Here is a 16,745-nt window from a genome sequence, read left to right on the forward strand (position 1 = left end):
GATGACGGCCGCTACGCTCACCATCTCGAGCCGCAATTATTCCTCGTGGTCGCTGCGGGGCTGGCTGATCTGCCGGATGGCCGGTCTCGACTTCCAGACCGAGGTCCTGTCCGGCACGGATGCCACCAGCCGGGCGGAGCTGCTGCACCTGTCGCCGTCGTTCCTGGTGCCGCGCCTGCGCCACGGCGACGTGGTCGTCTGGGACACCCTGGCCATCGCCGAATATCTGGCCGAGACTTTTCCCGCGGCCGGTTTCCTTCCCGGCAACGCGGCGGAGCGCGCCCATTGCCGGTCCATCTCCGGCGAGATGCATTCCGGCTTCGTCAATCTCCGCTCGGCCCTGCCGATGAACCTGCGTGCCTTCCACCCTGACTTCCGGGTGTTCAACGGCGCGAAGGCCGACATCGAGCGTATCGTGACGATCTTCGACGATTGCCTGGATCGCTACGAGGGGCCGTACCTGTTCGGAGCGCGACCGTGCCTGGCGGACGCCATGTATGCCCCGGTCTGCACCCGCTTCCGCACCTACGACGTCGCCCTGCCGCCCCGCGCCGCCGCCTACCGCGACACGATCCTGCACTGGCCGCTGATGGTGGAATGGGCGGAAGCCGCTGCCGACGAGCCGGACGAGATCGAGGAACTGGAGATGGAGTTCTGACGAGCCGCCTGCGTGGCCTCCGGCCTGCGCAGGTCGTCCCTGCGAGCGGGGCGCGCAGGCAACCCGGATGCCCTCCCTCGGTCGCTCCCTGTCGCCGCCGGACGAAGGCGACTCACGCACCCAACGATCCAGGGTGCCGGGACACGGGCCAGCGTCGCGGAGGTGCATGGCTCGCGCCGCTCGGAAAGGCAGAGGCGGACGATCGAGCAGATTCACCGTGTGGATGCAATTTATTGCAGGGCACAAATTCATGTTGCGCCGCACGCAGATGTGGTCCGTCACCGCTCTGATTCAAAAAATGAATTTCCGACAAAGAATTAGCCGGAATCGGCCGAGGCGCGGTCGGCCGGGTTACAGCTCGACAAACGTCCTTTGTCGAGCGACCGGACTGCGCGATTGAAGCCAACCGGCATTTCTGTTCCTCTTCGCATTAGAACAGGAACAGACTGGGCTGGAAACCATGGCGCGTCACGAGCCCTGGAGCGCGGAGCGCGCATCCGGGATCATCGCCGAACACACCCATCTCGAAGGGGCCACGCTGCCGATCCTGCACGCGCTGCAGGAGACGTTCGGCTACGTGGATTCCGGCGCCGTGCCGCTGATCGCGGACGCGCTGAACCTGTCGCGCGCCGAGGTGCACGGCTGCATCACCTTCTACCACGATTTCCGCGCCCACCCCGCCGGCCGCCACGAGGTGAAGCTGTGCCGGGCCGAGGCCTGCCAGGCCATGGGCTCCGACAAGCTCCATCGCGAGATCCTCGGCCGCCTCGGCTGCGGCTGGCACGAGACCACCGCCGACGGCAGCGCCACGGTGGAGCCGGTCTACTGCCTCGGCCTCTGCGCCAACGGTCCCGCCGCGCTGGTGGACGGTGAGCCCGTCGCGCACCTGACCGCCGACGCCCTCGAAGCTGCACTGACGGAGGTGCGCCAGTGAGCGTGACCCTCTACATTCCCCGCGATGCCGTCGCCCTCGGCCTCGGCGCCAACAAGGTCGCCCGCGCCCTCTTCGCCGGCGCCGAGCGCCGCGGTCTCGACGTCACCATCGTGCGCACCGGTTCCCGCGGCCTGTTCTGGCTGGAGCCGATGGTCGAGGTCGGCACGCCCGAGGGGCGCGTCGCCTACGGCCCGGTCAAGCTGGCGGATATCGACGCCCTTCTGGATGCCGGCCTCGCCACCGGCGGTGACCATCCCCTGCGCCTCGGTGATCCTGAAAAAATCCCCTACCTCGCCCGGCAGCAGCGGCTGACCTTCCACCGCTGCGGCGTGATCGATCCGGTCTCCGTGGACGATTACCGGGCCCATGGCGGCTATCGCGGCCTCGAGGCCGCGCTGAAGCTCGATGCCGAGGGCATCGTCGCGGCGGTGCGCGATTCCGGCCTGCGCGGCCGGGGTGGTGCCGGCTTCCCGGCCGGCATCAAGTGGAACACCGTGATGCTCGCCAAGGCGGACCAGAAGTATGTGGTCTGCAACGCCGACGAGGGCGATTCCGGCACCTTCGCCGACCGGATGATGATGGAGGGCGATCCCTTCAACCTCATCGAGGGCATGACCATCGCGGCCGTCGCGACTGGTGCCACCCGCGGTTACATCTACCTGCGCTCCGAGTACCCGCAGGCGTTTGCCACCCTGAAGGAGGCCATCGCCAACGGCGTGACCGCCGGCGTGCTCGGCGAGAACATCCTGGGCTCGGGCAAGACCTTCCATCTGGAAGTGCGCCTCGGCGCCGGCGCCTATATCTGCGGCGAGGAGACCTCGCTGCTGGAGAGCCTTGAGGGCAAGCGCGGCATCGTCCGCGCCAAGCCGCCGATCCCGGCGCTGAAGGGCTTCCTCGGCAAGCCGACGCTGGTCAACAACGTCATGACCTTCACGGCCGTGCCGTGGATCCTGGAGAACGGCGCCAAGGCCTACGCCGATTACGGCATGGGCCGCTCGCTCGGCACCCTGCCGATCCAGCTCGCCGGCAACATCAAGCACGGCGGCCTGATCGAGATGGCCTTCGGCATCACACTCCGGCAGGTGATCGAGGATTTCGGCGGCGGCACCCGTTCGGGTCGGCCGGTCCGGGCCGTGCAGGTCGGCGGGCCGCTCGGGGCCTACTTCCCCGACCATCTCCTCGACACGCCCCTCGACTACGAGGCGATGGCGGCCAAGAAGGGTCTCGTCGGCCACGGCGGGATCGTGGTGTTCGACGACACCGTCGACATGGCCGCCCAGGCCCGCTTCGCCTTCGAGTTCTGCGCCACCGAGTCCTGCGGCAAGTGCACCCCCTGCCGCATCGGCGCCACCCGCGGCGTCGAGACCATGGACAAGGTCATCGCCGGCATCCGGCCGGATGCGAATCTCAAGCTGGTCGAGGACCTCTGCGAGGTCATGACCGACGGGTCGCTCTGCGCCATGGGCGGGCTCACCCCGATGCCCGTCATGAGCGCGATCACCCATTTCCCCGAGGATTTCAGGCGCGCCGGCGATCTGCCGGCCGCGGCCGAGTAAGGAGGCGTCGATGGGCCTGATCAAGGAGATCGACTACGGCACGCCGATCCGCGTGGCGGAGCAGACTGTCACGCTGACGATCGACGGCATGTCTGTGACGGTGCCGGCGGGCACCTCGGTGATGGCAGCGGCGATGCATGCCGGGACGCAGATCCCGAAGCTCTGCGCCACCGATAGCCTGGAGCCGTTCGGCTCCTGCCGCCTCTGCCTCGTGGAGATCGAGGGCCGGCGCGGCACCCCGGCCTCCTGCACGACCCCGGCCGAGAACGGCATGGTCGTCCACACGCAGAACGAGAAGCTCGCCAAGCTCCGCAAGGGCGTGATGGAGCTCTACATCTCCGATCACCCGCTGGACTGCCTGACCTGCGCGGCCAACGGCGATTGCGAGCTGCAGACGCAGGCCGGCGTCGTCGGCCTGCGGGACGTCCGCTATGGCTATGACGGCGACAACCACGTCAAGCCGAGCGCCGAGAAGTATCTGCCGAAGGACGAGTCGAACCCGTACTTCACCTACGACCCGTCGAAGTGCATCGTCTGCAACCGCTGCGTGCGAGCCTGCGAAGAGGTGCAGGGCACCTTCGCGCTGACCATCGCGGGCCGTGGCTTCGACAGCCGCGTGGCAGCCGGCCCGACCAACTTCTTCGAGTCGGAATGCGTCTCCTGCGGCGCCTGCGTGCAGGCCTGCCCGACCGCGACCCTTCAGGAGAAGTCGATCCACGAGTACGGCCAGCCCGAGCACGCGGAGGTGACGACCTGCGCCTATTGCGGCGTCGGCTGCTCGTTCAAGGCCGAGATGCAGGGCGAGCGCGTCGTCCGCATGGTCCCCTACAAGGGCGGCAAGGCCAATGAGGGCCATAGCTGCGTGAAGGGCCGCTTCGCCTACGGCTACGCCACCCACAAGGACCGCATCACCAAGCCGATGATCCGCGAGAAGATCACGGATCCGTGGCGCGAGGTCTCCTGGGAGGAGGCCATCGACCGGGCGGCCTCCGAGTTCAAGCGGATCCAGGCCAAGTACGGCAAGGATTCGGTCGGCGGCATCACCTCGTCGCGCTGCACCAACGAGGAGGCCTACCTCGTCCAGAAGCTCGTGCGCGCCGCCTTCGGCAACAACAACGTCGATACCTGCGCCCGCGTCTGCCACTCGCCGACCGGCTACGGCCTGATGTCGACGCTCGGCACCTCGGCCGGCACACAGGACTTCAAGTCGGTGGAGCATTCCGACGTGATCCTGGTGATCGGCGCCAACCCCACCGACGGCCATCCGGTCTTCGGCTCGCGGATGAAGAAGCGCCTGCGCCAGGGCGCCAAGCTGATCGTCGCGGATCCGCGCAAGATCGACCTCGTGAAGTCGCCCCACATCAAGGCCGACTATCACCTGCCGTTGAAGCCCGGCTCCAACGTCGCCTTCATCAACTCGCTGGCGCACGTGATCGTCACCGAGGGGCTGATCGACGAGGCCTATGTCCGCGAGCGTTGCGACCTCGCCGAGTTCGAGTCCTGGGCCCGGTTCATCGCCGATGAGCGGCACTCTCCGGAGAGCCAGCAGCCCTTCACCGGTCTCGACCCGGCGGAAGTCCGCGGGGCGGCCCGGCTCTACGCCAAGGGCGGCGCGGCCGGCATCTACTACGGTCTGGGCGTCACCGAGCACAGCCAGGGCTCGACCATGGTGATGGGCATGGCCAACATCGCCATGGCCACCGGCAACATCGGCAAGCTCGGCGCCGGCGTGAACCCGCTGCGCGGCCAGAACAACGTGCAGGGCTCCTGCGACATGGGCTCGTTCCCGCACGAGCTCACCGGCTACCGCCACGTCTCGGATGACGCCACCCGCGAGAGCTTCGAGGCCCTCTGGGGCGCCAAGCTCGACAACGCGCCGGGCCTGCGCATCACCAACATGCTGGACGAGGCCGTCGAGGGCTCGTTCAAGGGCATGTACATCCAGGGCGAGGACATCGCGCAGTCCGACCCGGACACGCACCACGTCACCTCGGGCCTGATGGCGATGGAGTGCATCGTCGTCCAGGATCTGTTCCTGAACGAGACCGCCAAATACGCCCACGTCTTCCTGCCGGGCGCCTCGTTCCTGGAGAAGGACGGCACCTTCACCAACGCCGAGCGCCGCATCTCGCGGGTCCGCAAGGTGATGGCCCCGATGGGCGGCTACGGCGACTGGGAGGGCACCGTGCTGCTCTCCAACGCGCTGGGCTACAAGATGGAGTACAGCCACCCGTCCGAGATCATGGACGAGATCGCCTCGCTCACCCCGAGCTTCACCGGCGTGTCCTACGCCAAGCTCGACGAGCTCGGCTCGGTGCAGTGGCCCTGCAACGAGAAGGCGCCGCTCGGGACGCCGATGATGCACGTGGACCGGTTCGTCCGCGGCAAGGGTCGGTTCATGATCACCGAGTTCGTGGCCACCGAGGAGCGGACGGGGGCGAAGTTCCCGCTGATCCTCACCACGGGCCGGATCCTGTCCCAGTACAATGTCGGCGCGCAGACCCGGCGCACCGAGAACTCGCGCTGGCACGAGGAGGACGTGCTGGAGATCCACCCGTTCGACGCGGAGCTGCGCGGCATCGTCGACGGCGATCTCGTCGCCCTGGAGAGCCGCTCGGGCGACATCGCCCTCAAGGCCAAGATCTCCGAGCGGATGCAGCCGGGCGTGGTCTACACGACCTTCCACCACGCCAAGACCGGCGCCAACGTCATCACCACCGACTACTCGGACTGGGCGACCAACTGCCCCGAGTACAAGGTGACGGCGGTGCAGGTCCGGCGGACCAACCGGCCGTCCGACTGGCAGGCGAAGTTCTACGAGGAGGACTTCTCCCTGACCCGGATTGCCAATTCCCAGGGCACTGCGCTCGACGCGGCGGAGTAAGAGTATCCGATGAGTGCCGTGACGCAGGCGGACAAGCTCGTCCGCATGGCCAACCAGATCGCCACCTTCTTCCGGTCCTACCCGGAGGAGGAGGCGGTCGCCGGGGTCCAGAAGCACATCAAGGCGTTCTGGACGCCCAAGATGATCGCGCATCTCGAGGCTGCCCTCCCGGAGCAGGGCGACCGGGTCGACAGCTACGTGCGGCGGGCGTTGCAGGGCGAGGAGCCGGCGGCCGACAGCCCGGTGCGGCCCGCGACCCGGGATCCGCAGCTCGCGGGCGCGGGCGCCAGCGACGCGGGCTGACCGATCGGCACTGGTCCGAGGCTTCGGGCTCTGACCCGGCCGGAGCGGAGCGGCAAAGGATCACGCGAAACGCCCCCCTCTTCCGACCGGGAGAGGGGGGCGTTTCGCGTCTGGCCTGTGCCGATGCGTGAAGGGGGGCTGGCGCTGACGAGGTGCGCCGACATCGGGCGCGTCTGAAGGGCGCCTGCGCCGTCATGCGATGGCCGCCCAATCTGGGCGGCCATCGCCCCGTTGGACCCGGCGACGTCGGTCGCCGGGCCTGCGGATGTCAGTTCTTGAGGGCGACCGTGAAGTCGGCCTCGGTCTTCTTGCGGATCTCGTCCTCGGTGACGCCGTCGGCGAGTTCGATCAGCGTCATGCCGCCGTCGCCCTTCTTGTCGATGGCGAACACGCCGAGATCGGTGATCACCAGATCGACCACCTGGGTTCCGGTGAGCGGCAGGTCGCAGGCCTTGAGCAGCTTCGGGCTCTCGGTGCCGTCCTTGTTCTTGGCGACGTGCTCCATCACCACGACCACGCGCTTCACCCCGGCCACGAGGTCCATGGCGCCGCCCATCCCCTTCACCATCTTGCCGGGGATCATCCAGTTGGCGAGGTCGCCATTGCCGGCCACCTGCATGGCGCCGAGGATCGACAGGTTGATGTGCCCGCCGCGGATCATCCCGAAGGAATCCGCCGAGGAGAAGTAGCTCGTCGTCGGAAGCGCGGTGATCGTCTGCTTGCCGGCGTTGATCAGGTCCGGATCCTCCTCACCCTCGTAGGGGAAGGGACCCATGCCCAGCATGCCGTTCTCCGACTGGAGCTGTACCGACATGCCCTCGGGGATGTAGTTCGACACCAGCGTCGGGATGCCGATGCCGAGGTTCACGTAGAAGCCGTCCTCCAGCTCCTTGGCTGCGCGCGCCGCCATCTGCTCGCGGGTCCAGGCCATCGTTCTCGCTCCCTTCCCGTCCGGTCAGTGCGTGCCGCCGCCGGCCGCGGCGGCCGGGGTCGCATCGTTGCGCTTGCGCGTCGTGCGCTGCTCGATGCGCTTGTCGCGCACGCCCACGTCGACGATGCGCTTCACGAAGATGCCGGGCGTGTGGATCGTGTCCGGATCGATCTCGCCCGGCTTCACGAGATGCTCGACCTGCGCCACCGTCATCTTGGCGGCGGTGGCCATCATCGGGTTAAAGTTGCGCGCGGTCATCCGGTAGCGCAGGTTCCCCTCGGTGTCGCCCGTATGGGCGTGGACCAGGGCGAGGTCGGCGAACAGGCCGCGCTCCATGACGTAGTGCTCGCCATCGAACTCGCGGACCTCCTTGCCCTCGGCGACCTTGGTGCCGACGCCGGTCTTGGTGAAGAAGGCCGGGATGCCGGCGCCGCCGGCGCGGATCCGCTCGGCGAGCGTGCCCTGCGGGTTGAACTCGATCTCCAACTCGCCACCGAGATATTGGCGGGCGAATTCCTTGTTCTCGCCCACGTAGGACGAGATCATCTTCCGGACCTGACGGGTGTCCAGAAGCTTGCCGAGGCCGACCCCGTCGATGCCGGCATTGTTCGAGACGACGGTGAGACCCTTGACGCCCGAGAGGCGCACTGCCTCGATCAGCTCGTCCGGGATGCCGCAGAGGCCGAAGCCGCCGCACATCACCATCATGTCGTCGTGCAGGAGGCCGGCCAGGGCCGCGGCGGCATCCGTGTAGACCTTCTTCATCGAACCGTCCTTTTCCCGCCGGACCCGACCGGCCGAAACCTTGGGAAGTGCGTGTCCTCGCGCCTGCTCTCCCCGATTCCGCGCGTGAAATCCAGTGGTGCGCCGCACCGGTCCGCGCGGACGCGGGCGATCCGTAACCGGCACTGCGTTGGGGAGGGCAGGGCGGCCCTGCGCGGGCGCGGCAGACAAAGCCGGCCAAGGACGCTAAATTGCCCACTCGACGTGCAGACCCTGCCGGGCCGCGGCAGCCCGAGGGGCCGGCGCGGCGCCCGGCTTCCGGTTACAGCCGCCGCCCCTTCGGAGCATGATGTCGCTGCGCCGCCCGATCTTCGTCCTCGCTCTCGGGAGCCTGATCGCGGCCGGCCTCGGCCTGCGCGATTGGCCCCTGGAGGACGGCCGGGTCACGGCCTACGCGCGCCGCGCCTTCGACGCCTACGGCCTGGGCCTGACGCTGCAGGGCCCCGCGAGCGTCGCGGTGCTGCCTTGGCCGCGCCTGACCCTCGACCGCGTCCGGCTCGCCGCCGGTTCCGACGGCCCGGTCCTGGCGGATGCGGGCCGCCTGACCCTCGACCTCGACCCGCTGAGCCTCCTCGGCGGGCGCGCGGCCGTGAGCGGGCTTCGCCTGGAGGGCGCGCGGCTGTCGGATGACCCCGCCGGCTGGGACGCCCCCCTCGCGCGCCTCGCCGAGCAGGCCCGGTCCGGCGAGACGGCCCGGCCACGCCGCATCGTCGTGCGCGACGCGCGCCTCGCCGCCGGCGACACGGCCCGGGACATCGACCTGGACATCGCGTGGCCGCTCTGGGGCAAGACCGCCGAGGGCCGCGCCAGCTTCACGTGGCGGGGCGTGCCGACCCGGATCACCCTGACCCACCTGCGTCCGGCCGAGCTGGCCCAGCGCCGCCGCAGCCCGTTCACCGCGGAGGTCACGTGGCCGGACGGCAGCCTCGCGGCGGACGGAACGGTGGCGCCGCCCGCGGAGGGGAACGCGCTGCCCGTCCTGTCCGGGCAGGTCCGGTTCGAGACGCGATCCCTGCCGGAGAGCCTGGCCTGGATCGGCCGTGATGTGCCGCTGGCGCCGCTCGCCGGCGCCTTCTCGATCGACGGCCGGTTCGAGACGGCGGAGCGGTCCATCTCGTGGCCGAGCCTGCGCATCGGCCTCGGTCAGAACGTGCTGGAAGGCGCCGGCGCCGTCGCCTTCGGACCCGGCAAGGCGCCGCGCCTCTCGGTGCAGGCGACCCTGGCGGCCGAGACCCTCGACTTCACGCCGCTCGTCGAGGATCTGACCCGGCTCCTCGATCCCGCCCCGGTATCCGTCGCCCTGGCGCCGCTCACGCAGGGCGACCTCGACCTCCGCCTGTCGGCGGCGGAGGGCCGCGCCGGCGCCGTTCGGGTGCAGGATCTGGCGGCGAGCATCCTGGTGCGGGATACCGCCCTTGAGGTCGCGGTGAACCGGGCCCGGATCCAGGACGGCACGTTCAAGGGGCGCGTGAACCTGACGAGCGGGACCGATCCGGCCGCGACGGAGCTGCGCACCCAGGGGAGCCTCGACCGCGTCGATCTCGGTGCGCTCCTCGGCGAGATCGGCGCGGCCCGCTGGGTGGTCGGGCCCGTCCAGGGGCATTTTGCCCTCGAATCCAGGGCGCGTGACACGGTCGGCCTCCTGGCGCATCTCGGCGGACGGGCCACGCTCGCCATGGATGGGGGCGCCATCGCGGGCCTCGATCTCGCCGACGTCGTCCACCGCAACGGTGCCGTGGCGTCCGGAGCTCTGGCGCGCCGGAACGGCCGGACCGCGTTCGAGCGGGCCGTAGTGACGCTGCGCTTCGTCGACGGTGTCGGCGAGATCGCCGAGTCGGGTCTTCTGGGGCCGAGTGTCGGCGCCACCCTTCACGGCCAGGTGTCGCTGCCGGAACGGCGACTCGACGCCAGGGGCGATCTCGTCCTGCGGCCGCCCGGCGATTCCGCCCGCGGGATCCTGTTCGCGGTGACGGGCCCCTGGAAAGCCCTGACGGCTCAGACGGCCGCCCACAGCGAGCCGTCCGATCCGGCCGGCCGGATCGGGGATGCGATGCTGCCCGATCCTCTCAAATTGCCCGCCACCCTCGGCCTGCCCGGCAGTGTCCGTGCCTTCGCGCCGTGACGGTCGCGCGTTGGCGCCGGCCCCGGCCAAGCTCTAAGATCGGATCCCGATCGCCGTCATGATCCCTATGCGCCGCCTGCTCATCGAGGAACCCGTCACCCGCGCAGGGCCTCTGGCTCGGCGGCTCGCCGTGTTCTCCGTCATCGCCACCGGCATCGCCCTGATCTTGGTCCGGGACCCGCGTGCCGACACCGACGCGGCGCTCGCGGCCCTGGTGGCCGGGTTCGGGGTCGCGGTGCTCGCCGCGGCGGCTGCGGTCTTCGCCTTCGTGCGGGTCTGGCGCGAGGGGGCTCGCGGTCTCGGAGCCGCCCTCGCAGGGCTGATCCTCGCGCTAGCGGTCCTCGGCTATCCCGCTTTCCTGGGCTTGCGCAGCCTGCGGCTGCCGGCGCTGTCCGACATCACCACCGACATCGACAACCCACCCGCCTTCTCGCGCTCGCGGGCGGCCTTCGCGGCTCGCGGCGGCCGCTACCCGGCGGATCCCGGCCCCGCGATCCGCGAGCGCCAGCGCGGCGCCTATCCGCAGATCGCGCCCCTGACCCTCGATATCGGCGCCGACGAGGCCTTCGAACTCGCCCGGCAGGCGGCGCTGAAGCGGCACTGGCAGATCGTCGAGGCGATCCGGCCGGGGGGACGCACCGGGAACGGTCGGATCGAGGCCGTGGCCCGCGGTCTGATCCTCAACCTGCCCGGCGACGTCACCGTGCGCATCCGCCCCCGCGCGGACGGGGCGCGGATCGACGTGCGCTCGGCCTCGCGCCTCAGCGGCCGCGATTTCGGCAGCAACGCGGACCGGATCCGGGCCTATCTCGACGACGTCGCCAACCTCGCCCTCGCGGTGAAGTGACCCGTCGCGTCCCTCAGGCCGGCGCGTAGGTGCCGTCCAGCCGGGGGGCGCCGTCGCAGGTCGCGCGGCCGCGTCCGACAAGATCCTCCAGATGGGCGAAGACCGACAGCGCCGCGGCGCCGCGGAGACGGGGATCGAGCCCCTGGTAGATCGCCGCGACGATGTCGGCGATCCGCCTGTCCCCGGCCGCCAGCCGCGCGCGGATCGCCGCTTCGCGCTGGCGGCGGTGCCCGGCCAGCCCGCGCAGGAACCGGGCGGGCTCGCATACGGGTCCGCCATGGCCCGGCCAGTACACGGTCTCGTCGCGCCCGCGCAGCTTGTCGAGGGAGTCCATGTAGGCCCGCATCGCGCCGTCCGGCGGGGCCACGATCGTGGTCGACCACGCCATGACGTGGTCTCCCGAGAACAGCGCCTGCGCTTCCGGCAGCGCGAAGGCGAGATGGTTCATCGTGTGGCCGGGGGTCTCGACGGCCACGAGGGTCCAGCCTCGACCGGACACGGAATCGCCCTCCGCCATGATCCGCTCGGGAGTGTGAGCCCGGTCGGCGCTGGCATCGAGCATCGGCGCTTCCGCCTCCGAGAGCGCGCGTGCGGCCCTGTGTGGCCCGCATCCGACGATTGGCGCGCCGGTGCGGGCAGCGAGGAGCCGCGCGCCCGGAGAATGATCACGATGGGTGTGGGTGACCACGATGGCCTCCACACGCTCCCCAGCGAGGTCCTGAAGCAGCGCCTCGATATGCACCGGATCATCCGGGCCCGGATCGAGCACCGCGACGCGATCCTGGCCCACCACGTAGGTGCAGGTGCCGCTCGCCGTGAAGGGGCCGCCGTTCGGCGCGACCCGGCGGCGGATCAACGGGGCGACCGGCTCCAGCCGCCCGGCTGGGGGCATCGAACGATCAAAGGTCAGGCTGTTCTCGTCGGCGTCCGCCATCGCGATCCCATGCGATCGACACGGCGCTTCCTTGGACGGTTCGACGCCGCGTGGCAATCGGCCCGGAGACCGCGATCCGACGGTCCGGGCATTCCCCGCGCATCCGGCAGGTTCCGATGTCGCAGACGCGCTCTGAGACCGGATGACCGCCCCTGCACCGGCCTCGCCCCCTGGAGGCGGCCGTCGGTCTGGGCGTGACGCTTACGGGCCAGACCGCGACGAAGGACGTCAGCCCTGGCGGCGGGTCTGCCGGGCGCGCACGCGGACCGGTACGGGCGCCGGTGCCGGCAGGAGACCGAGCGCTGCCGCGCGCAAGGCATCGCCGGTTCTATCGACGAGATCGGCGAGGCGCACCGCCAGCGCGGCGGCCTTCGATCGAACGGCACTCTTGGCAGATTGCAGCATCGCAAATCCCGGATCGAGCCTGGAGACCTCTCTTCGAACGCTAGCGCCCCTGTCTCGTTCCGTCACCCCTTGACGCGGACAGCGCACGCACCCCCGCTCCCCAGGGGACTTCGCGATCGGGGCGGAACCGGAGCGAAACCTTGGCGTTTTCGTGTTCAGAACGACGCGGCCCGCCCGCGTTGAGACTTTCGAAGGATCTGAACGATGCTCGGTTGGGCCGTAACTTTTCTCGTCGTCGCCCTCGTGGCCGCTCTGCTTGGCTTCGGCGGCATCGCCGGCACCGCGATGGAAGCTGCCAAGCTGGTATTCTTCGTGGCCATCGTCCTCTTTGCGATCTCGGCGGTCGTGGGACTGATGCGGGGCCGCTCGCCGACACTTTGAGGAACGACCGGAGACGCCGGCCCCGATCCCGGGCCGGCGCACGGCGCGATGAAAAGCCGCCGCCCCGTGCGGCGGCTTTTTTCGTCGTGTCGGTCCGCATACTGGGCTCGAGACGGTTCCGTCTGGCCGAGGCGGGGGTATCGGGATAGGCGTCCGCTGGATCCGGGGTCGAGGGCTCCCGACCGTCAGGCTTTGCGGTCGGCGCTGTCCAGCTTCGCGATCAGTTCGGCAAAGCGGTCGGGCACCGGTTGCTGCGTGACCGTGTCGTACATCGCGCGCAGCTGCGTCGCGATACGATTGCGGGTCTGGTCGCTCAGGCCGTTCTTGGTCCGGTGGCCGGTGGTCTGGTCAGGGGTGTCGAAAGGTTGCTGATCGACGGCGCCGTCCTGGCCCTCCGACGAGCGATTCGAGACAGTCTCGGCATGCGAATAGCGCGCGCGAAGACCTCCCTCCTTTCCCTGGTCCACCATCAATAGGCCCCTTGTTGCCGAAGTCGGCTCGGCCGCATTGTGCTGCGGCTCGACATACGCCATGGCTGCGGCGGCAACGCCTGCCCGCCGGGATCGGTTCCGCCGGGGGGTGGAACGGAGTGCGGGCCTCCGCGTTGGGCGGTAGGCTGCGCAGGACACAAGCCGGCCCCGGCAGGACTTCGGTAAAGGACCGAGGCGTTCGCGGCCGGGCAACACGGCGAGGCACAGGGGATCGAATGTCGACATCGCAACTCGTGGTACAGCACCTGCCGTACCTGCGCCGCTACGCGCGGGCGCTCACGGGTAGCCAAGTGGCGGGCGACGCGTATGTCGCCGCCACCCTGGAGACCCTCGTCAACGAACCGGACACGCTCGGCCGGAGCACCAACATCAAGGCCGATCTGTTCCGTGTCTTTACGCGGATCTGGAATTCGCTCTCGGTGAACGGCCGCAGCGAGCAGGTTCAGCACGATCTGCCGGCGGAGGTCCGTCTCGGCCAGATCACGCCGCTGCCGCGGCAGGCGTTCCTGCTCTCCTGCCTCGAAGGCTTCTCCGAGGAAGATGCGGCCATCATCCTGGGCGTCGACGTCTCCGAGGTCCGTGACCTCGTGGACGAGGCCGGCCGCGAGCTGGCCGCCGACATGGCGACCGAGATCCTCATCATCGAGGACGAGCCGCTGATCGCGATGGATCTCGAGGCCCTCGTGGAGGGTCTGGGTCACAATGTCATCGGCGTCGCCCGCACCCGCACCGAGGCGATCAAGATCGCCGGCGAGGGTAAGCGTCCCGGCCTGATCCTGGCGGACATCCAGCTCGCCGACGGCTCCTCGGGTCTTGATGCCGTGAACGATCTCCTGAAGACCTTCGAGGTCCCGGTGATCTTCATCACGGCCTATCCGGAGCGGTTCCTCACCGGCGAGCGTCCCGAGCCCGCCTTCCTCATCGCGAAGCCCTTCCAGCCGGCGAATGTCTCGGCGGTGATCAGCCAGGCGCTGTTCTTCCAGCAGACGGCCCGTCGGCGCGAAGCCAAGACGGCCTGAGAGGACGGCCTGAGCCGGGCTCGGCGGTTCTCGCCGGGCTGAACCGGTCCCAGGCCGCCTCCGAGCCTCGATGACGACGAAAACCCCGGCTTGCGCCGGGGTTTTTTGTTGTCCGTGCCGGAGGCCCGGACATCCCGGATGCAGGCGCAAAAAAACGGGCCGGAGAAGTCTCCAGCCCGTCGCGAAGGATCCGGCCGATGCACAAGGGGAATGCGGGGAGGACCAGGTGGCCGGGTGCAGAGAAAACGGATGCCGGACCGGGAGGTTCCAGCAAACGCACTTTTTCTGATGCGGTGGCCTTTTGGCCACATGTGGATGGTGTGGATTGCGGGCGTGCGCCGCCGCACCAACGGCCGGGCTGTCATCGAATACTCAGGATACGTAGGCGCGTCACAGTCTAGGAACCTGCGATTGCAGGGCGCGTTATACGAACATCCTGTCAAGCTCTCGCATGAGGTCGGGGCAATGCTGCGGTCTGGTTTCCTCCTGGGCGTGAGTGCTCCTGCCGCTCTTCTCACCGTCCTCGTCCAGCCGGTCGTGCGCGACACGGCGGATCGTTGGGTGCCCCCGGTGCCCACCGCCCAGACGGCGCAGATTCCGCTGCCGGGGATGCGGCCGGTCTCCATCGCGCTCAGCCCGACGCGGGTCGCGGGCGTTCAGAAGGCCGACGGTCGGATTGCCCCGGTGGCAGGGGAAGCCCAGGATCTGGAGATCAAGCCGATCCTGCGTCAGCCGCCCCGGCGTATGGTCCGCGAAGGCTGCGAGACGGCGCTGAGCTCCCTGGTCGGGCCCGAGGCGCGCCGCATGACCCCCGGGCGTTGCATTTCCTGATCGTTGCCCCCCGGATCCCGTAACGCAAAAGGCCCCGTCACCATGGCGGGGCCTTTTGCGTTGGTGTGCCGTGTTGGCATTGCCGAAACGAAAACGGCGCCGGTCCGAAGACGCGGCGCCGCTACGCGATACGCGTGAGCCGATGCCTCACTCGGCCCGGCCTGTCCCCGTGGACTGACCGCCCTTGCGACCGGCGGACGAGGCCAGTTCGCGATCCTGCGAAAAGGACCGCTTCTCTGCCGGCACGCTGCGGCCGCCCTTGCTGGCGATCTCGCGCTGCCGCTCGAGGTTCATCGAGGCAAAGCCCCGCTTCGAGGTCGAATTTCCGGATGCCATCAGTTCCTCCTCAGGCTTCGCTTCACCCCGCAACAACCTTCAGCAATAACCAAGGTTCCTATCCCGAGACCTGCTCAAGCTTCCGCCAGCTAAGCTTGGCAGCAACCCGGACTTGTGTCGGGCGTTGGTCGACGTTCGACCTTGGTCGACATCCGCGGCCGTGTCGGCATGACCGGAGCCACGGCGACTTGGTCCGGGAGGCGGTGCGACAGTGCGACCGCAGAATGAGATGGGGTATCGCGCATGACGAACCGCAACATGGTCAAGGATCCTGCCCCGGGCACGGCGACGGAGCGGCCGAACACGCCGCCGATGCCGCCGATGCCGGCCCCGGAAGATTCCGCTACGCCGACCACCCGTGAGGAGCCCACCGACTCGCCCCATCTGAATGCCAGCCTCAAGCGCGAAGCGCCCGCTCCCGGGCGCCAGGGCCTCTCGACCGAGCGCTGATCCGGGCCGAAGCCGCCCTCAAGCCTGCCGCCGATGCGTGAGGCGGGTCAGGGCGGCGATCAGGAGGGCGATCGCCAGGATGGTGACGATCCCGGCCCCCGTCAGGATCCGCTGGATGAGCGGCGTATAGAGACCCCGTGCGGCATCGTAGCCGTAGCAGAGCAGCGTGAGCCGGTCGGCGAGGCTGCCGACCCGGCCTTCGCCGGCCTCGGTCAGGGCGAGGCGGAGATCCCGCCCGGTTAGGGCGAGGGGCGACAGCACCCGTGCCACCCGGCCGTCGGCGGCGAGAAGAATGGCCGCCGCCGGATGGGCGAAGCTGTCGGTGCCGGCATCATAGACGGCCTGATAGCCCAGGGCGCCGGTGAGGCGCGCGAGGGCCGTGTCCGAGGCGATCAGCGCCCGGGGGCGGGCCGATGCATCCCGGTCTCCCAGCGTATCCGCGAGCATGCGGCGCGCGGCCGCGGGATCGTCGCGCAGGTCGATCCCGACCAGGACGAGCCCGTAATCGTCCCGCGCGAGTCCTGTCGCCGCGAGGGCCTCCACCGACATCGACACCATCGGGTCGCATACATTGCCGCAGGTGTAATCGACCGGCAGCAGCAGGGCGGCCCGACCGTCGAGGGCCTTGCCCAGGGTGGTGGGCTGCCCGGTGCGCGCATCGGTGACCGCAAGGTCGAGCGGGACGCGGGCCCCCGGGGGCGGCGTGACCGCGACACGGGCGAGATCGGCCTGGACCAGCCGGGCTGCGGCCGGCTTCGACCCCAGGATGAGGCCGAGTGCCAGCAGGGCGCCGAGACCACACCGCCAAGTTGCGTCCAGTGCAGGGCTGGACAAGTGCCTGACGAACCGCATGGATATACGGGCCCGTCCGGCCCCGCCG

18 protein-coding genes are annotated in these 16,745 nt (G+C 69.5%); 11 read left to right on the top strand and 7 right to left on the bottom strand.

Translation table 11 applies throughout. The features are described 5' to 3' along the window. Position 1: 1 nt before the first annotated feature. The 5 genes from MCBMB27_RS21630 (at position 2) to MCBMB27_RS21650 (ending at position 6,335) form a co-directional block, all read left to right on the top strand. A complete protein-coding gene (locus MCBMB27_RS21630) occupies positions 2–658 on the top strand; it encodes a glutathione S-transferase family protein (RefSeq protein ID WP_053609266.1) in 657 nt (218 codons plus the stop codon). A 460-nt stretch (positions 659–1,118) separates the two neighbouring features. Next, a complete protein-coding gene (locus tag MCBMB27_RS21635) occupies positions 1,119–1,592 on the top strand; it encodes a formate dehydrogenase subunit gamma (protein ID WP_010684574.1) in 474 nt (157 codons plus the stop codon). Further along, positions 1,589–3,148 (top strand): formate dehydrogenase beta subunit, encoded by a 1,560-nt coding sequence (locus MCBMB27_RS21640; protein ID WP_043760140.1) that lies wholly within the window; start codon positions 1,589–1,591, stop codon positions 3,146–3,148. The genes MCBMB27_RS21635 and MCBMB27_RS21640 overlap by 4 nt, the downstream gene beginning before the upstream one ends. A 10-nt stretch (positions 3,149–3,158) precedes the next feature. Beyond that, positions 3,159–6,032: a formate dehydrogenase subunit alpha gene (gene fdhF, locus MCBMB27_RS21645; protein ID WP_043349489.1), complete on the top strand. Its 2,874-nt coding sequence runs from the start codon at positions 3,159–3,161 to the stop codon at positions 6,030–6,032. A gap of 9 nt (positions 6,033–6,041) precedes the next feature. Further along, the gene (locus MCBMB27_RS21650; protein ID WP_043349488.1) at positions 6,042–6,335 is read left to right on the top strand and encodes a formate dehydrogenase subunit delta; all 294 of its coding nucleotides are present in this window, start codon (positions 6,042–6,044) and stop codon (positions 6,333–6,335) included. A gap of 268 nt (positions 6,336–6,603) precedes the next feature. On the opposite strand, the gene MCBMB27_RS21655 is transcribed toward MCBMB27_RS21650, so the two are convergent. Both MCBMB27_RS21655 and MCBMB27_RS21660 read right to left on the bottom strand, forming a co-directional pair. Further along, positions 6,604–7,266: a 3-oxoacid CoA-transferase subunit B gene (locus MCBMB27_RS21655; RefSeq protein WP_043349486.1), complete on the bottom strand. Its 663-nt coding sequence runs from the start codon at positions 7,264–7,266 to the stop codon at positions 6,604–6,606. 24 nt (positions 7,267–7,290) lie between these two features. Further along, on the bottom strand, positions 7,291–8,031 hold the full coding sequence (locus tag MCBMB27_RS21660) for a CoA transferase subunit A (RefSeq protein WP_043349483.1): 741 nt from the start codon (positions 8,029–8,031) through the stop codon (positions 7,291–7,293). A gap of 304 nt (positions 8,032–8,335) precedes the next feature. On the opposite strand from MCBMB27_RS21660, the gene MCBMB27_RS21665 reads away from it, so the two are divergent. Together MCBMB27_RS21665 and MCBMB27_RS21670 are read left to right on the top strand one after the other, a co-directional pair. Then, positions 8,336–10,171, top strand: a complete 1,836-nt coding sequence (locus MCBMB27_RS21665) for an AsmA family protein (RefSeq protein ID WP_236952775.1) — start codon at positions 8,336–8,338, stop codon at positions 10,169–10,171. 67 nt (positions 10,172–10,238) lie between these two features. Further along, positions 10,239–11,018, top strand: a complete 780-nt coding sequence (locus MCBMB27_RS21670) for a DUF1499 domain-containing protein (protein ID WP_043349473.1) — start codon at positions 10,239–10,241, stop codon at positions 11,016–11,018. 13 nt (positions 11,019–11,031) lie between these two features. Here the strand turns inward: MCBMB27_RS21670 and MCBMB27_RS21675 are convergent, their stop codons facing one another. Continuing rightward, positions 11,032–11,952 (bottom strand): MBL fold metallo-hydrolase, encoded by a 921-nt coding sequence (locus tag MCBMB27_RS21675; RefSeq protein WP_075381258.1) that lies wholly within the window; start codon positions 11,950–11,952, stop codon positions 11,032–11,034. A 228-nt stretch (positions 11,953–12,180) separates the two neighbouring features. Continuing rightward, complete coding sequence (locus MCBMB27_RS30295) at positions 12,181–12,357, bottom strand: hypothetical protein (protein WP_164706346.1); 177 nt, start codon at positions 12,355–12,357, stop codon at positions 12,181–12,183. A gap of 204 nt (positions 12,358–12,561) precedes the next feature. Here MCBMB27_RS30295 and MCBMB27_RS21680 point away from each other — a divergent pair, with 204 nt between their 5' ends. After that, positions 12,562–12,738, top strand: coding sequence for a DUF1328 domain-containing protein (locus MCBMB27_RS21680; protein ID WP_007568853.1), 177 nt, complete (start codon positions 12,562–12,564; stop codon positions 12,736–12,738). A 185-nt stretch (positions 12,739–12,923) separates the two neighbouring features. Here MCBMB27_RS21680 and MCBMB27_RS21685 read toward each other — a convergent pair whose 3' ends face one another. Then, positions 12,924–13,271 carry a NepR family anti-sigma factor gene (locus MCBMB27_RS21685; protein WP_236952776.1) on the bottom strand — a complete coding sequence of 116 codons (348 nt, stop codon included), beginning with the start codon at positions 13,269–13,271 and terminating at the stop codon, positions 12,924–12,926. Between the two features lie 173 nt (positions 13,272–13,444). Here MCBMB27_RS21685 and MCBMB27_RS21690 point away from each other — a divergent pair, with 173 nt between their 5' ends. Next, positions 13,445–14,248, top strand: coding sequence for a response regulator (locus MCBMB27_RS21690; protein ID WP_043349459.1), 804 nt, complete (start codon positions 13,445–13,447; stop codon positions 14,246–14,248). A gap of 249 nt (positions 14,249–14,497) precedes the next feature. Continuing rightward, a complete protein-coding gene (locus MCBMB27_RS30635) occupies positions 14,498–15,079 on the top strand; it encodes a hypothetical protein (protein WP_236952777.1) in 582 nt (193 codons plus the stop codon). A 147-nt stretch (positions 15,080–15,226) separates the two neighbouring features. Here MCBMB27_RS30635 and MCBMB27_RS21700 read toward each other — a convergent pair whose 3' ends face one another. Next, the gene (locus MCBMB27_RS21700; protein ID WP_043349455.1) at positions 15,227–15,415 is read right to left on the bottom strand and encodes a con-10 family general stress protein; all 189 of its coding nucleotides are present in this window, start codon (positions 15,413–15,415) and stop codon (positions 15,227–15,229) included. 243 nt (positions 15,416–15,658) lie between these two features. On the opposite strand from MCBMB27_RS21700, the gene MCBMB27_RS21705 reads away from it, so the two are divergent. After that, positions 15,659–15,865, top strand: coding sequence for a hypothetical protein (locus MCBMB27_RS21705; RefSeq protein ID WP_053609227.1), 207 nt, complete (start codon positions 15,659–15,661; stop codon positions 15,863–15,865). Positions 15,866–15,883: 18 nt separating this feature from the next. On the opposite strand, the gene MCBMB27_RS21710 is transcribed toward MCBMB27_RS21705, so the two are convergent. Next, positions 15,884–16,699, bottom strand: a complete 816-nt coding sequence (locus tag MCBMB27_RS21710) for a thioredoxin domain-containing protein (protein ID WP_236952778.1) — start codon at positions 16,697–16,699, stop codon at positions 15,884–15,886. Positions 16,700–16,745 lie beyond the last annotated feature (46 nt).

The sequence above is a fragment of the Methylobacterium phyllosphaerae genome (genome assembly GCF_001936175.1).
Lineage (GTDB): Bacteria > Pseudomonadota > Alphaproteobacteria > Rhizobiales > Beijerinckiaceae > Methylobacterium > Methylobacterium fujisawaense.

Excerpts from the sequence above, each read along its gene's own strand:
- MCBMB27_RS21700 (WP_043349455.1), bottom strand. The coding sequence starts at position 15,415 with ATGGCATCCGGAAATTCGACCTCGAAGCGGGGCTTTGCCTCGATGAAC.
- MCBMB27_RS30635 (WP_236952777.1), top strand. The coding sequence starts at position 14,498 with ATGCCGGACCGGGAGGTTCCAGCAAACGCACTTTTTCTGATGCGGTGG.
- MCBMB27_RS21675 (WP_075381258.1), bottom strand. The coding sequence starts at position 11,952 with ATGGCGGACGCCGACGAGAACAGCCTGACCTTTGATCGTTCGATGCCC.
- MCBMB27_RS21690 (WP_043349459.1), top strand. The coding sequence starts at position 13,445 with ATGTCGACATCGCAACTCGTGGTACAGCACCTGCCGTACCTGCGCCGC.
- fdhF (WP_043349489.1), top strand. The coding sequence starts at position 3,159 with ATGGGCCTGATCAAGGAGATCGACTACGGCACGCCGATCCGCGTGGCG.
- MCBMB27_RS21630 (WP_053609266.1), top strand. The coding sequence starts at position 2 with ATGACGGCCGCTACGCTCACCATCTCGAGCCGCAATTATTCCTCGTGG.
- MCBMB27_RS21650 (WP_043349488.1), top strand. The coding sequence starts at position 6,042 with ATGAGTGCCGTGACGCAGGCGGACAAGCTCGTCCGCATGGCCAACCAG.
- MCBMB27_RS21705 (WP_053609227.1), top strand. The coding sequence starts at position 15,659 with ATGACGAACCGCAACATGGTCAAGGATCCTGCCCCGGGCACGGCGACG.
- MCBMB27_RS21680 (WP_007568853.1), top strand. The coding sequence starts at position 12,562 with ATGCTCGGTTGGGCCGTAACTTTTCTCGTCGTCGCCCTCGTGGCCGCT.
- MCBMB27_RS30295 (WP_164706346.1), bottom strand. The coding sequence starts at position 12,357 with ATGCTGCAATCTGCCAAGAGTGCCGTTCGATCGAAGGCCGCCGCGCTG.
- MCBMB27_RS21660 (WP_043349483.1), bottom strand. The coding sequence starts at position 8,031 with ATGAAGAAGGTCTACACGGATGCCGCCGCGGCCCTGGCCGGCCTCCTG.
- MCBMB27_RS21685 (WP_236952776.1), bottom strand. The coding sequence starts at position 13,271 with ATGGCGTATGTCGAGCCGCAGCACAATGCGGCCGAGCCGACTTCGGCA.
- MCBMB27_RS21635 (WP_010684574.1), top strand. The coding sequence starts at position 1,119 with ATGGCGCGTCACGAGCCCTGGAGCGCGGAGCGCGCATCCGGGATCATC.
- MCBMB27_RS21670 (WP_043349473.1), top strand. The coding sequence starts at position 10,239 with ATGCGCCGCCTGCTCATCGAGGAACCCGTCACCCGCGCAGGGCCTCTG.
- MCBMB27_RS21655 (WP_043349486.1), bottom strand. The coding sequence starts at position 7,266 with ATGGCCTGGACCCGCGAGCAGATGGCGGCGCGCGCAGCCAAGGAGCTG.
- MCBMB27_RS21665 (WP_236952775.1), top strand. The coding sequence starts at position 8,336 with ATGATGTCGCTGCGCCGCCCGATCTTCGTCCTCGCTCTCGGGAGCCTG.